This is a genomic window from Streptomyces actuosus (assembly GCF_016921115.1).
GTDB lineage: Bacteria > Actinomycetota > Actinomycetes > Streptomycetales > Streptomycetaceae > Streptomyces > Streptomyces actuosus_A.
Window position 1 is genome coordinate 13,585 of the sequence record NZ_JAFFZS010000004.1, and the last position, 14,112, is coordinate 27,696.

Below are 14,112 nucleotides of genomic sequence, written 5' to 3' on the forward strand. Positions count from 1 at the left end.
GGTGCCGTCGCGGCCGGCCGTGACGGCCACCGCGCCCCGTTCGGGGCGGCCGATCCGCGGCGGGCCTCACCCGGCCGGCTCAGCTCTCCGGCTGCTCGATCAGCTGGGCGAGGTAGAGCGCCTCGCCGAGCTTCTCCAGCAGCTCCAGCTGTGTGTCGAGGTAGTCGATGTGGTGCTCTTCGTCGGCCAGGATGTCCTCGAAGATGTTCGCGGACGTGATGTCGCCCTTTTCCCGCATCACCTTGATGCCGCGCCGCAGCCGGTCGATCGCCTCCACCTCGATCTGCCGGTCGGCCTCGAACATCTCCTTGACGGTCTGCCCCACCCGGACGTGGAACAGTCGCTGGTAGTTCGGCAGCCCGTCCAGGAAGAGGATCCGGTCGGTGAGCACCTCGGCATGCTTCATCTCGTCGAACGACTCGTGCCGGGTGTACTTCGCGAGCTTCGTCCAGCCGAAGTTCTCCTGCATCTTGGCGTGCAGGAAGTACTGGTTGATCGCGGTCAGCTCACCGGTCAGCTGCTCGTTGAGGAATTCGATGACCTCGGGGTCGCCCTGCATCGCGCCAGGCTCCTTCCGCGTGCGGAACTGTGGAGGGGTTGCGGCGGCATGATTTCACCGCCCGGGAAGATCGTCCAGTAAGTGTTGACTTAGTAAGTACATGCATGCTTGGTACTGCTTGTCCGGTTCGGCGGGGTGCCTCGTCCTGTGCACCGCTCCGTGTCTGTCAGGATGGAGTCATGGGTCATCCGGTGGAGCAGGAATCTGGAGATGCAGCACGGTCCGAGCTTCCGCCGGGGCAGCGACTGCAGAAGGGCTGGCCGGTCACGCACTACGGGCCGGTCCCCAAGTTCCGGCCCGAGCGCTGGGAGTTCAGGGTCTTCGGTGCCACCGCCGACGGGGCGAAGCACTGCTGGAACCACGAGGAGTTCACGGCCCTGCCGTATGCCACCGTGGTCGCCGATCTGCACTGCGTGACGAAGTACAGCATGCTCGGCGCGGAATGGGGCGGCATTCCCGCCCGGACGATCCTGGACATCGCGCCGCCCGCACCCGAGGCCACCCATGTGATGGTGTGGGCGGAATACGGCTTCAGCTCCAACCTGCGCCTGTCCGACTTCACCGCCGACCGCACCCTCTTCGCCACCCACAAGGACGGTGAGCTGCTGACGGCCGAGCACGGCTTCCCGCTGAGGCTGATCGTCCCGCACCTGTACGCGTGGAAGGGGCCCAAGTGGGTCCGCGGCGTGGAGTACATGACGACCGATCGCCGTGGTTTCTGGGAGGAGCGCGGCTACCACAACATCGGCGACCCGTGGAAGGAGCAGCGGTACTCCTACCAGGAAGAGCCCGGGGACGGCCCCGAGCTCTGACTCCCGTCGGCCGAGCGCTCTGCCGGGGGCGCGGCGTCGGCCGACCGCGGCGCCGCCGTGCGCGGTCGCGCAGTTCCCCGCGCCCCTTCGGGGTGCCGCCGAACCGCAGTGGACTTCGCCCGACCGTCTCGGGGAGCGCTCCTGACGCCTCCGGGGGAGTCAGTGGTGGTACCGGTGCACCACCGCATGGCCCTTGCCGCGTCCGATCATCCACTTGTTGACCGGGGTGGTGGCCAGGAACGCCAGGACCAGGGAGACGCCCAGCGAACCCCAGAACAGGGCCTCGTCCAGCCGTGCCTCCATCGCCTCGGGCCACAGGGCGATCACGCCGTTGTCGATCAGCTCCATCACCGCGATCGACAGGGTGTCCGCGGCCAGGGCCACCCGGACGGCCGCCCCGAGGCCGACGCCGGCCCTGAGGACGCCGCGCAGGGTGAGCGAGTAGCCGAAGAGGAAGGCGAGCAGGATCGCCGTGACCATCGTCGGCCCGTTGCCCCAGCCGAGCCGGGTGCCGATCACCATGCCGAGCACCTCGCCGATGGCGCATCCGGTGAGGCAGTGCAGCGTGGCCTGCGCCGCCATGGCCCAGCTCGCGCCGGCCGGGGCGTGGTGCCCGTGCTCGTGGTGGTCCTGTGGGTGGTGCCCCTGGTGGTGATCGTCTGCGGTGTGCGCCGCGTGCTGCATGTGTGCCCCCGAGGTCCGGTGACGGTTCCTGTACCGCACCGGAACCGTATACCCCCCTGGGGTATTCCTCAACGGGTTATCCGTCGCGCAGTTTCTTCAGCCGCTCCACATCGGCCGCGTGCCCCTGCTTGCCGCCGGGAGTCTCGATCACCAGCGGTACGCCCTGTGTCGCCGGGTGGGTCATCAGTGCCCGGAACGGATCCTCACCGATGTGACCTGCACCGATGTTCTCGTGTCGGTCCTTGTGCGCGCCGGTCACGTCCTTGGAGTCGTTGGCGTGGATCAGCTTCAGCCGGCCCTCGCCGACCGTGTCCACCAGCAGATCGAGTGTCTCGTGCATGCCGCTCGGGCCGGTCAGGTCGTGCCCGGCCGCGAAGATGTGGCAGGTGTCCAGACACACGCCCAGCCTGGGATGCGCGTCGAGCGCCTCGAAGTACGGGCCGAAGTCCCAGGTCCGCGAACACAGGGACGCGCCCTGCCCGGCGGTGGACTCCAGCAGCAGGAACGGGTCGTCGTCGTGGGTCAGCTCCTCCAGCAGCGGCAGCATGTGCTCCCGAACCTGCCGCAGTGCCACCGACCGCTCCCGCCCGCCGGTCGCGCTGCCCGTGTGCACGACGACACCGAGCGCGCCGATCTCCCGCCCGCGCCGCAGCGAGTGCCGCAGCGACTCCACCGACCGCTCGACCGTGGCCTCGGTGTGCGAGCCGAAGTTGATCAGGTACGGGGCGTGCACGTACACCGGCAGCGACTCGGCCGCGCACGCCACGCGGAACGCCTCGTCCTGCCGCGGGTTCCCGGTGGGTGTGGCCCAGCCGCGCGGGTTGGCCACGAAGACCTGCAGGGCCTCCGCCGCCAGGTCGCGGGCGTAGGGCAGGCCGACCGCGTGCAACCCGCCGGCGACGGGGACGTGGGCACCGACAGGGTTGCGCAAGGGGGCTTTCGCCTGCTGACTTCTCACCCGTTCAGCCTGCCATGCGCTCCGGTGCGCCCCGGCGCCGGACGGGTCCGGCCACCGGTGGCGTACGTCACCGGATGGTGATCGTGATCGTCGAGCCCTTCGGAGCCGTGTCGCCGCCCTTCACGGACTGCTTCTTCACCTTGTCGCCGAACAGCCCGAGCAGCCCGCGGTCCTCCTTGACCTTGAAGCCCGCCGCCTTCAGCTCCTGCTTCGCGTCGTCGACGCTCCGGCCCACCACATCAGGGACCTCGACCATCTCCGGCCCCTTGGACAGGGTCAGCGTCACGGTGTCGCCCTCGGCGGCCTCGCTTCCGCTGTCCGGGGTCTGCGCGGCCACCTGCCCGGCGTCGAACTCGGAGTGGACCCGCTCGGTGGAGACCTCCACCGTCAGCCCGGCGCCCTCCAGATCGGCCTTCGCCTCGTCCAGGTCCTCGCCGGTGACGTCCGGCACCTCGACCGGGCTGCCCTGGCTCACGGTGAGCGCGATCGCGGAACCCGCGTGCCGCTCGGTGCCGGCCGCCGGGGCCGAGCCGATCACGAAGCCCTTGGGCACGTCGTCGCTGAACTCCCGGGTGACCATGCCCGGTTCCAGGCCACTGTCCTTCAGCACCGACTTCGCCTTGTCCAGCCGGTACCCCTGCAGGTCCGGGACCTTCACCGTCTCAGGGCCCCGCGAGATCCGCAGCGTCACCGAGCCGTTGCCCCGGATCCGGGCGCCCGCGGCCGGGTCGGTCCCGATGACCGTCCCGCGCTCGACGGTGTCGCTGTAGTCCCGCTCGACGCTGACCCCCAGCCCGGCGTCCTTCAGCTCCTGCCGGGCCTGCGCCTCGGTCTTGGCGAGGAGTGGCGGGACCTCGGTGAACTGGCCGGAGTTGATGTACCACACACCCGCGCCGACGCCGAGCACCACCAGCAGGGCGGCGACGACGGCGACGAGCCGCTGCCGTCCGCGCGCCGGGCGGCGCCGCGGCGGCGCGGCCGGCGGGCTCTCCAGGCGGCTCGTGCGGTGCAGGACCTGCTCGTCCCCCGCGTCCTCGTTCACCGGCAGCGGGCGCGGGACGGCGAGCGCGCGCGGGATGACGCTCGTGCGGTCCTGCGCGTTGTCGTGCTCCTGGGCACGCGCCTGCGGCGGTACGGCGTCCAATTGCTCCTCGGAGAGCCCGGCCCGTGCCTCACGGGCCTGCGCCAGCAGCGCCACCGCGTCGTTCGGCCGCACCTCCGGGGTGCGCGCGGTGGCCGACATCACCAGCTCGTCCAGGGCGTACGGCAGCCCCGGCACGGCCGCGGACGGCGGCGGCACGTCCTCGTGGAGGTGCTTGTAGAGCACCTGGGCAGGGGACTCGCCCTCGTGCGGCTTCTGCCCGGTCAGCATCTCGTGCAGCACGACACCGCACGCGTACACATCGGCCCGCGGGTCGGCGACACCGTGCTCGATCTGCTCCGGAGCCAGATAGGAGACGGTGCCGAGCACCGCGCCGGTGGTGTTGGTGACGGTGTCCACCGCCCGCACCAGCCCGAAGTCGGCGACCTTGACCCGGCCGTCGTCCCCGATCAGCACGTTCTCCGGCTTCATGTCCCGGTGCACGAACCCGGCGCGGTGCGCCGCGCCCAGAGCGGCCAGCACCGGCTCCAGGATGTCCAGGGCGGCGCGCGGCTGCAGTGCCCCGCGCTCGCGCAGCACGTCACGCAGGGTGCACCCGGCGACGTACTCCATGGCGAGGTAGACGTACGAGCCGTCCGTGCCCTGGTCGAAGACCTGCACCACGTTCGGGTGGGCGAGCCGTGCGACGGACTTCGCCTCCCGGATGAACCGCTCGACGAACGTGCCGTCGGCGGCGAGCGTGGGGTGCATCACCTTCAGCGCGAGCACGCGGTCGAGGCGGGTGTCCACGGCCCGGTACACCGTGGCCATGCCGCCGACCGCGATCCGCGCGTCCACGCGGTAACGACCGTCGAGCACCTGCCCGACGAGAGGGTCCTGAAGGGTCGCATCCACGCAGGCGAGTCTACGAGCCGGGACCGACAGCCCCCGCCCGGCCACGGGATCGGGGCGGGACTGCAGCCGAGCTGTGACGTGCGTACGGGGGTCGTGATGGCGGCGCCCCGGCCTTCGGTGACCTGCGTCTCCACGTCCGCACGCCCGCAGCCGCCCCCCCGGTTCCGCGGGTGGTGCCGGGCGCCGCGGGGCGGAACTCAGAAGGCCGGCCGCTCGGGGTCGAGGCGGGCCACACCGTCCTCCGGGGACGACGCCCGCGCGAAGTGCCGGCGCGGGATCCGCCCCGCCCGGCGGGCCAGCCGCCCCGCCTCCACGGCGTTGCGCATGGCGGCGGCCATCAGCACCGGCTCCTGCGCCCGCGTGACCGCCGAGGCCAGCATCACCCCAGCGCACCCCAGCTCCATCGCCAGCGCCGCGTCCGACGCCGTGCCCGCCCCCGCGTCCAGGACGACCGGCACCCCCGCGTTCTCCACGATCAGCTGGAAGTTGTGCGGGTTGCGGATGCCGAGCCCGGAGCCGATCGGCGAACCGAGCGGCATGATCGCCGCGCAGCCGGCGTCCTCCAGCTTCCGGGCGAGGACCGGGTCGTCGTTGGTGTACGGGAGCACCGTGAACCCCTCGTCGACCAGTGTCTCGGCGGCGTCCAGCAGCTCGATCGGGTCGGGCAGCAGGGTGCGCTCGTCGGCGATGACCTCCAGCTTGATCAGGTCGCTGCCCAGCGCCTCCCGGGCCAGCCGCGCCGTCAGCACGGCCTCCCCCGCGGTGAAGCAGCCCGCCGTGTTCGGCAGCACCCGGATGCCCAGCCTCTCCAGCACCGACAGCACGGACCCGTGCACGCCGGGGTCGACGCGCCGCATCGCGACCGTCGTCAGCTCCGTGCCGGAGGCGACCAGCGCGTGCTCCAGCACCTCCAGGCTGGGCGCGCCGCCCGTACCCATGATCAGGCGGGACGAGAAGGACGTGCCGCCGAGGACGAAGGGGTCGTCAGCCATGGTTCAGCCTCCTTGGACAGCGGTCAGGACCTCGACGCGGTCGCCCTCGGAGAGTTCGGTCGCGGGCCACTCGGCGCGCGGGACGACGGTCTCGTTGAGCGCGGCGGCCACCCCGGAGGGCGCGGCGGTCAGGGACTTCACGACGGTGTCGAGGACCGTGCCGGGGTCGATGTCCCGCGGCCGGCCGTTGACGGAGATGTTCATGCGGGCTGCTCCGTGGGCGCGACGCGTGCCCCGAAGCGCGTCGGGGTGAAGGGCAGGGCGACGTCGGGGAGTTCACCGGCCGTCAGGACGTGCGCCATGACGTCCCCGGTGACCGGTGTGAGCAGGACGCCGTTGCGGTGGTGCCCGGTGGCCAGCAGCAGCCCGTCCAGTCCGGTCGGTCCGAGCAGCGGGGCGTTGTCGGGGGAGCCCGGACGGAGCCCGGCCAGGGTCTCCGTCAGTGGCAGTTCGGTCAGTCCGGGCACCAGTTCGTGCGCGTCCCGCAGCAGTTCGTAGACCCCGCCGGCGGTGACCGTCGTGTCCCAGCCGAGTTCCTCGCTCGTCGCGCCGATCACCAGCTCGCCGTTCTCCCGGGGCACCAGGTACACCTGGCCGCCGCGCACCACCGCCCGCACCGTGCGGCTGAGGAAGGGGCCGTGCCGCTCGGGCACGGTCAGCCGCAGGACCTGTCCCTTGACCGGCCGCACCGGCGGCACCACGCCGTCCGGGAGGCCGGCCAGCCGACCGCTGAGGCTGCCGGCCGCGAGCACCACCTGGCCCGCGCCCAGCGCGGCCCCGCCGCGGGTGACGATCCCGGCGGCGCGCCCTCCGGCCAGTTCCAGGCGCTCGGCCCACTCCCGGTGGAACACCACGCCCGCCCGCTCGCACGCGGTGACCAGCGCCGCCGCGAGCCGCCTGGGGTCGATCTGGTGGTCGCCGTCGACCCGCAGCCCGCCGCGCACCCCGGGTGCGAGCATCGGCTCCAGTCGACGGCACTCCCGCCCCGACAGCCACTCCGATTCCAGCCCCGACCTGTGCTGCAGGGCGTGCAGTTCGCGCAGGTGGGCGCGGTCGTCGGCGTCCAGGGCCACGGCGAGCGTGCCGCAGCGGCGGTAGCCGAGGTCGTGCCCGGTGAGGTCGGTCAGCTCGGCCACGAAACCGGGGTAGCGGTGCGCCGAGGCCAGGTTCAGCCCGAGCAGCGTCTGCTCGCCGTGGTGCAGCTCCGTGACGGCGGCCAGCATCCCGGCCGCCACGTGTGCGGCGCCGCCGCCGGGCGAGGGATCGACGACGGCGGTGGCGAACCCGCGTTGCGCGGCCCGCCAGGCCGTCACCAGCCCGATGATCCCGCCCCCCACGACGAGGACGTCTGACGTACGCGTAGGCGACATGGGCGTCCAGCCCCTCCCTTCGCCGGCATGACCCGGATCAGGTTCGTACGGTCGGAGGCCGCCAGCCTCCCTCTCAGCCCGGTGCGTCCGGGCTCCCGCGAGTGCTTTACGTTGGCCACCCTAGCTGTTGCTTCCACGCCTCTGTAAGGGAGCCTTCTGCCATGGCCCGCTCTCTCGACGGCCTCGTTCTCGCCCCCGTGGCCGACCAGGCCCCAGGCCAGGTGGGCACGCGCACCCGGTTCGCCTACCACGAGAAGGACGGTGAGATCTGGGCGGAGTACGCGGGCGGCGACGTGGTGCGCGGGCATTTGGTGGGTACCCGGGACGGCGACCGGCTGGACTTCCGGTACGTGCAGCTCCGGACCGACGGCACGACCTCCTCGGGGCACTGCGTGTCCACGGTCGTGGAGCTGCCCGACGGGCGGGTGCGGCTGGAGGAGTCGTGGCGGTGGGAGTCCCGGGCGGGCAGCGGGACCAGTGTTGTGGAGCAGGTCACTGAGCACGGGCCCTGACTGACGCAACGTCAGTTGTCTATGGTGATCCAGTGAGCGAGCAGACGCGGGAACAGGGCACGGGACAGCCGCGGCGCGTGGTCGTCGTCGGTGCGGGCATGGCCGGGGTGCAGACCGCCGTGGCTCTGCGGGAGCAGGGCTTCACCGGCCCCGTGACACTCATCGGCGCCGAACCGCACCAGCCCTACGACCGGCCGCCGCTGTCCAAGGCCGTCCTGCTCGGCACCGCCGAGGGCTCCGCACTCGACGTGGACTTCGAGGGCCTCGGCATCGAACTGCTGCTCGGGCGCGAGGTGACCGGCCTGCGTCCCGCCGACCGCGAGCTGGACACCGAGGCCGGCCCGGTCCCGTACGACGTGCTGGTCCTGGCCACCGGCGCCGAACCGGTTCGGCTGCCCGGTGCCGAGGGGGTGCCGGGTGTCCACCTGCTGCGCACCCTCGACGACGCCGAACGGCTGCGGCCGGTGCTCGCCCGCCAGCACGAGATCGTGGTCGTCGGCGCCGGGTGGATCGGCGCCGAGTTCGCCACCGCGGCGCGCGAGGCGGGCTGCGCGGTCACCGTCGTCGAGGCCGCCGACCGCCCGCTCGCCGGGGCGCTGCCCGCCGAGGCGGCCGCCCCGATGACCGCCTGGTACGCCGACAGCGGTGTCGAGCTGCGCACCCACGCGCGTGTGGAGCGCGTCGAACCCGGTGCGGTACTGCTCGACGACGGCACGCGCGTGCCCGCGGACGCGGTCGTCGTCGGGATCGGCGCCCGCCCGGCCACCCGCTGGCTGGCCGGCTCCGGCGTGGAGCTGGGTGCGCACGGCGAGGTCGTCGCCGACGCCCACCTGAGCACCTCCGTCCCCGGCGTCCACGCCGTCGGCGACTGCGCCTCCTTCCCCTCCGGCCGCTACGGCGAGCGCCTGCTGGTGCACCACTGGGACAACGCCCTCCAGGGCCCGCGCACCGTCGCGGCGAACATCATCGGGGCGGCGACCGGCGAGCCGCCCGTGGTCTACGACCCGGTCCCGTACTTCTGGTCCGAGCAGTTCGGCCGCTTCGTCCAGTACGCCGGGCACCATGCGGCGGCCGACCGCGCCGTCTGGCGCGGCGATCCCGCCGGGCCCGCCTGGACGGTGTGCTGGCTGCGCGGGGACCGGCTGGTGGCGATCCTCGCGGTGGGCCGCCCACGGGACCTGGCGCAGGGGCGGCGGCTGATCGAGGCGGGCACGCCGATGGACGCCGAGCTGCTGGCGGATCCCGCCCGGCCCCTGAAGAAGGCCGTCGGGTAGGCCGGGCGCGGGAGCGTCCCCCCGGGTGGACCGGGTCGGCTTCCGACTGTCGGTGGCAGATGGCAGGCTTGGACCCGTGACCGAGATTGACGCAAAGATCGATGCTCTCGTCCCCGCCTGGCTCACCCTCCCCGACATCGCCGAACAGTTCGGCGTCGAGGTGACGCGTGTGCGGCAGCTGGTCAAGGAGGGCCAGCTCATCGCCGTACGCCGAGGTGAGAACCGCGCGCTGCACGTCCCCGCCGCCTTCATCGACGGGGACAAGGTCGTCAAGGGCCTGTCCGGCACCCTGACGCTGCTGCGGGACGACGGCTTCACGGTCGAAGAGATGATCGAGTGGCTCTTCACCCCCGACCCGACCCTGCCCGGCACCCCCGCGCAGGCCCTGAGCGAGAATCGCGGTACGGAGGTGAAGCGCCGCGCCCAGGCGCTCGCCGTCTGAGCCGAATCCGCTGCATCACCGAAAAACCGTCGACACCGTCCGGCGTACGGGCCGCGGCCCGCGTGAGCGCGGGCCGCGGCCGGGTCTACCACGGCCCGGGCGGGCCGCGCCCTCGCGCCCGGCCGCCGCCCGTACACCACCGACACGGCACCCACCCGGGGGGACCACGCATGCTGCACACCGACGCCCGCGCCCGGCTCGCCGACGCCCGGCTGTACCTCTGCACCGACGCGCGGCGGCGGCAGGGCGACCTCGCCGAGTTCCTGGACGCCGCCCTGGCGGGTGGTGTGGACATCGTGCAGCTGCGCGACAAGGGCATGGAGGCCGCCGAAGAGCTCCGGCACCTGGAGATCCTCGCCGACGCCTGCGCCCGGCACGGCAGGCTCCTCGCGGTGAACGACCGCGCGGACGTCGCCCACGCCGCCGGCGCCGACGTCCTCCACCTGGGCCAGGGCGACCTCCCGGTCCCCGCGGCCCGCGCGATCCTCGGCGGCGACGTCCTCGTCGGCCGCTCCACACACTCCGCGGCCGAGGCGGAGGCCGCCGCCGTCCAGGAGGGTGTGGACTACTTCTGCACCGGCCCGTGCTGGCCGACCCCCACCAAGCCCGGCCGCCACGCCCCCGGGCTGGACCTCGTCCGCCACACGGCCACCCTCGGCACCGACCGCCCCTGGTTCGCCATCGGCGGCATCGACCACGGCAACCTCGACCGGGTGCTCGACGCCGGCGCCCGCCGGGTGGTCGTGGTCCGGGCGATCACGGAGGCGGACGACCCCGGCGCCGCGGCGGCCGAACTGGCGAAGCGGCTCCGGGCAGCCGACTGAGGGGCGCTTTGCGCGGTCAGCGTCCAAGGGGTGGACAACATCCCGGCAATTCGGGCAAATCTCCGGCATTCGGTTGGGTGACCGGCGCCCCCTGGCTAACCTGCCCGTATGGCCCTCGGAACCCCCTCCACCAGGACTGATCGCGCGCGCACCGTGCGCGAGATCCTCGCTGCCGGCAAGACGACGTACTCGTTCGAGTTCTACGCGCCGAAGACGCCGGCCGGCGAGCGGAACCTGTGGACCGCGCTGCGCAGGGTCGAGGCCGTGGCCCCCGACTTCGTCTCCGTGACCTACGGCGCGGGCGGGTCCACACGCGCCACGACCGTCAGGGAGACCCAGCAGATCGTCGTGGACACCACGCTCACGCCGGTCGCCCACCTGACCGCGGTCGACCACTCCGTCGCCGAGCTGCGCAACATCATCGGCCAGTACGCCGACGCCGGCATCCGGAACATGCTCGCGGTCCGCGGCGACCCGCCCGGCGACCCCATGGGCGCGTGGGTTCCGCATCCCCAGGGGCTGACGTACGCCGCCGAACTCGTGCGTCTCATCAAGGAGTCGGGCGACTTCTGTGTCGGCGTCGCCGCCTTCCCCGAGATGCATCCGCGCTCCTGCGACTGGGACAGGGATGTCGCGCACTTCGTCGACAAGTGCCGGGCCGGCGCCGACTACGCCATCACGCAGATGTTCTTCCACCCGGAGCCGTACCTCCGGCTGCGCGACAAGGTCGCCGCGGCGGGCTGCGACACCCCGGTCATCCCGGAGATCCTCCCGGTGACCAGCATCAGGATGCTGGAGCGGCTGCCGAAGCTGAGTACGGCCGCCTTCCCCGACAGCCTGAAAGAACGGATCCTCACAGCGAAAGACGATCCGGCCGCTGTACGCTCCATTGGCATCGAGTTCGCCACGGAGTTCTGCGCACGGCTGCTGGCCGAGGGAGTGCCGGGTCTGCACTTCATCACGCTCAACAGCTCCACGGCGACCCTGGAAATCTACGAGAACCTGGGCCTGCACCATCCCCCGCAGGCCTAGACCGGTCGCACAGCCATACGACACACTGCGTAGCGGCCACTGGGAGAGGGGCGTACATGGGCTGGACGGTCCTCTACATCGCGTTCGGTGTCGTCGCACTGTGGCTGCTCGGTGAGGTGCTGCTGCAGTACAAGGCGCGGCTTCGCTGGCGTCTCCTCGCGTTCGGCGGCTTCCTCGGCGTCGTCCTCGGTGTGCTGATCGCGTCGGTCGTCGTCATCGCGCTCGGCGCCGCCGCCTTCGCCGTCGGCCAGACCTACGTCACCCTGTCGTTCCGCCGCGGCTTCGCCTCCGGCTGGGCGGTCAGGGGGCCCGCCGCCGAGACCGGCCGGGGCCGCCGCGGTGCGGCGCGCAAGGACGCGAATCCGGAGGTTTCCGACCTCCGGACGTCCGACGACGGCCACGCCGACGACGACGCGCCGGACACCCAAGACCAGGACGGTGTCCCCTACGGCGGCGACGCCTACGGAGCCGACGGCTACGGCCACGACTACGACCGCGACGACTACGACCAGGACGACGTCTTCACGCCGGCGCGCCCGGCGGGCGCCGACACTGCCGACGCCGACGCGGTCTACCAGCCGCAGCCCATGCCCGAGGACACCGGCTCCTACGGCGTCTACGGCGACCCGGCCCACGCCACCGCGGCCCAGCCCCAGGGCGAGTACGCGACCGCTGCCCAGAGCACCGACCAGGCCTACGGCTACGACGGCTACTCCGGCTACGGCCAGTACGGCTACGACACCTCGGGCCAGCAGCAGTACGCCGCCTACTCCGACCCGTACATCGGCACCCAGACGTACGGCGGTGCCTCCTACGACACCTCTTACGGCGGCCAGGGCTACGACCAGCAGGGCTACACGCAGGACCCGTACGCGACCGGCGGCTACGCCCAGACCCCGCCCGGCGGCACCTGGGTCCCGCAGCAGCGCACCGACGAGTCCTACGACGGCGAGCCGCCGACCGAGCAGCCCTACCCGTACCAGCAGGGCGACGGGCAGGGCAACGGCACCGGCTACGGCGAGCAGTACCGTTTCTGATCCCCCCGCGGGTCCACCGCCGTGCGTGCTCCCGGGGCCGTCACTGCGAGCCCCGGAACTCCGGCCCTTCGACGATCAGCCCGGCGACCAGCGCCCCCGACATGCCGGTGTGGGGGAGACCGCCGCCGGGGTGCGACCAGCCTCCGACGCGGTACAGGCCGGGCAGTCGTGTGGTGTTGGCGGGGTGCAGGAAGCGGCCGTCCGCCGCGGCGAGGGCAGGAGCGGACACGGCGCCGTGGGGGGAACCCGTCTCCTCCGCGGCGTGCCCGGGGGTGTGCGCCACATGCCACAGCAGGCGCTCCTCGAGGTCCGGTAGCGCGGGCCGGACCGCCTGCAGGAGGAGGTCCGTCCAGCGGCGGACCCGCTCCTCGTCCTCCCACGCGCCGTCCGCCGGTGCCACGGCGGACACCACCGCTGACTCGTGCGCGTCGTCCGGGCGCAGAGCCGGGTCGTCGGGGCGCAGCACGGTGACGGTGGGACGGGCGGCCCCCTCGTCGCCGGGGGGCGCCGCAAACGCCGGCTCGGCCCCGCGGTCCGGCGCGTGGACGACCGTGCGGTGCGCGGCGTGCGGCTCCCGGCCGCCGCGCAGGGCCAGCAGGAGCGTGAACCGCCCGGTCTCCGCCGGGGCCGCGGGGACGTCGCCGTCCCCGTCAGGCGGACGCCCGGTCAGGGACCGCAGCCGCACCGGGTCCACGCCGGCCACGACATGGTCGGCCTCGGCCACCGTCCCGTCGGCCAGTTCCACGCCCGCCGCCCGGCCGTCCTTCTCCACGACCCCGGTGACCTCGGAGCCGAAGACGAACTCGACCCCGCGGGCCACGCACCGCTCGTACACGGCACGCGCCAGCTCCCGCACACCGCCCCGCACGTACCACGTGCCGAAGGCGTGCTCCAGGTACGGCAGCACCGCCGCGCTCGCCGGAGCGGTCCGCGGATCGAGGCCGTGGTCCAGGGCGAAGCTCTCCAGCAGGCCGGCCAGGCGCTCGTCCCGCAGCTCCCACGCGCCGATCTCGCGCAGCGTGCCCGCGCGGCGCGTGCGCAGCAGCCGCTTGTGCGGCACCGCCGGATACGGCTCCCGTTCTGCCAGCACCTGCCAGTTCGGCCACAGCGGCTCCTCCAGCAGGGGGCGGCGGGTGCGGTCCCAGGCCTCGCGCGCCCGGACCAGGAAGTCGCCCCAGCGCCGGCCCGCGCCCGCTCCCAGCGCCTCGTCCAGAGCGGTGACCACACCGGCACGTGAGGCGTTCGGCAGCGAGACCCGGGTGCCGTCGGCGAAGACGTGGCACGACGACGGGTCGACCTGCACGAGGTCGACGCACGCTTCGAGGGGCTCCTTGCCGGTCTTGACGAACAGATCCCGCCAGACCGCGGGCAGCGGCAGCAGACCGGGCCCGGTGTCGAAGCCGAAGCCGTCCCGCTCGTAGCGGCGCACCGCACCGCCGTACGTCTCCGTCCGCTCGTGGACCACCACCCGGTGGCCTGCGACGGCCAGCCGGGCGGCCGCCGCCAGGGCGCCCGTCCCGGCGCCGATCACCGCAATCCGTGCCATGCCTGCGACCCTATCCGCCGCCACCCGACACCCGGGCACGACCGTCCCGGGGGCGGCGGGGCGAAGCGGGCCTG

The 14,112-nt window shown here is 73.0% G+C and carries 15 protein-coding genes and 1 riboswitch; of the genes, 7 read left to right on the forward strand and 8 right to left on the reverse strand.

Translation table 11 applies throughout. The features are described from left to right. Positions 1-79: 79 nt before the first annotated feature. On the reverse strand, positions 80-559 hold the full coding sequence (bfr, locus tag JS756_RS07035) for a bacterioferritin (RefSeq protein WP_205382103.1): 480 nt from the start codon (positions 557-559) through the stop codon (positions 80-82). A 179-nt stretch (positions 560-738) separates the two neighbouring features. On the opposite strand from bfr, the gene JS756_RS07040 reads away from it, so the two are divergent. Next, complete coding sequence (locus tag JS756_RS07040; RefSeq protein WP_205382104.1) at positions 739-1,371, forward strand: sulfite oxidase-like oxidoreductase; 633 nt, start codon at positions 739-741, stop codon at positions 1,369-1,371. Between the two features lie 159 nt (positions 1,372-1,530). Here the strand turns inward: JS756_RS07040 and JS756_RS07045 are convergent, their stop codons facing one another. The 6 genes from JS756_RS07045 to thiO form a co-directional block, all read right to left on the reverse strand. Next, the gene (locus tag JS756_RS07045) at positions 1,531-2,055 is read right to left on the reverse strand and encodes a DUF4396 domain-containing protein (protein ID WP_205382105.1); all 525 of its coding nucleotides are present in this window, start codon (positions 2,053-2,055) and stop codon (positions 1,531-1,533) included. 76 nt (positions 2,056-2,131) lie between these two features. Beyond that, entirely contained in the window at positions 2,132-3,013 is an 882-nt protein-coding gene (locus JS756_RS07050) for a deoxyribonuclease IV (protein ID WP_205382106.1), read from the reverse strand. A gap of 67 nt (positions 3,014-3,080) precedes the next feature. Next, positions 3,081-5,009, reverse strand: coding sequence for a Stk1 family PASTA domain-containing Ser/Thr kinase (gene pknB / locus JS756_RS07055; RefSeq protein ID WP_205382107.1), 1,929 nt, complete (start codon positions 5,007-5,009; stop codon positions 3,081-3,083). A gap of 197 nt (positions 5,010-5,206) precedes the next feature. Next, positions 5,207-6,001: a thiazole synthase gene (locus JS756_RS07060; RefSeq protein WP_205382108.1), complete on the reverse strand. Its 795-nt coding sequence runs from the start codon at positions 5,999-6,001 to the stop codon at positions 5,207-5,209. A gap of 3 nt (positions 6,002-6,004) precedes the next feature. Next, the gene (gene thiS, locus JS756_RS07065) at positions 6,005-6,205 is read right to left on the reverse strand and encodes a sulfur carrier protein ThiS (RefSeq protein WP_205382109.1); all 201 of its coding nucleotides are present in this window, start codon (positions 6,203-6,205) and stop codon (positions 6,005-6,007) included. Beyond that, positions 6,202-7,371, reverse strand: coding sequence for a glycine oxidase ThiO (gene thiO, locus JS756_RS07070; RefSeq protein WP_205382110.1), 1,170 nt, complete (start codon positions 7,369-7,371; stop codon positions 6,202-6,204). The genes thiS and thiO overlap by 4 nt, the downstream gene beginning before the upstream one ends. Then, a riboswitch (TPP riboswitch) is annotated at positions 7,369-7,480 on the reverse strand. It overlaps the preceding gene by 3 nt. A gap of 52 nt (positions 7,481-7,532) precedes the next feature. Between thiO and JS756_RS07075 the strand changes: the two genes are divergently transcribed. From JS756_RS07075 to JS756_RS07100, 6 genes are all read left to right on the forward strand, one after another. Next, on the forward strand, positions 7,533-7,883 hold the full coding sequence (locus JS756_RS07075; protein ID WP_205382111.1) for an avidin-fold protein: 351 nt from the start codon (positions 7,533-7,535) through the stop codon (positions 7,881-7,883). Positions 7,884-7,915: 32 nt separating this feature from the next. Further along, complete coding sequence (locus tag JS756_RS07080) at positions 7,916-9,157, forward strand: NAD(P)/FAD-dependent oxidoreductase (protein ID WP_205382112.1); 1,242 nt, start codon at positions 7,916-7,918, stop codon at positions 9,155-9,157. Positions 9,158-9,233: 76 nt separating this feature from the next. Further along, a complete protein-coding gene (locus JS756_RS07085; RefSeq protein WP_061919720.1) occupies positions 9,234-9,599 on the forward strand; it encodes an Rv2175c family DNA-binding protein in 366 nt (121 codons plus the stop codon). A 170-nt stretch (positions 9,600-9,769) separates the two neighbouring features. Beyond that, positions 9,770-10,423, forward strand: coding sequence for a thiamine phosphate synthase (gene thiE / locus JS756_RS07090; RefSeq protein WP_240203409.1), 654 nt, complete (start codon positions 9,770-9,772; stop codon positions 10,421-10,423). Positions 10,424-10,531: 108 nt separating this feature from the next. Continuing rightward, positions 10,532-11,455, forward strand: coding sequence for a methylenetetrahydrofolate reductase [NAD(P)H] (gene metF, locus JS756_RS07095; RefSeq protein WP_205382113.1), 924 nt, complete (start codon positions 10,532-10,534; stop codon positions 11,453-11,455). 56 nt (positions 11,456-11,511) lie between these two features. Continuing rightward, positions 11,512-12,492, forward strand: coding sequence for an SCO2102 family sporulation regulator (locus tag JS756_RS07100; RefSeq protein ID WP_205382114.1), 981 nt, complete (start codon positions 11,512-11,514; stop codon positions 12,490-12,492). 40 nt (positions 12,493-12,532) lie between these two features. Here JS756_RS07100 and JS756_RS07105 read toward each other — a convergent pair whose 3' ends face one another. Continuing rightward, on the reverse strand, positions 12,533-14,038 hold the full coding sequence (locus JS756_RS07105) for a phytoene desaturase family protein (RefSeq protein ID WP_205382115.1): 1,506 nt from the start codon (positions 14,036-14,038) through the stop codon (positions 12,533-12,535). Positions 14,039-14,112: the final 74 nt, after the last annotated feature.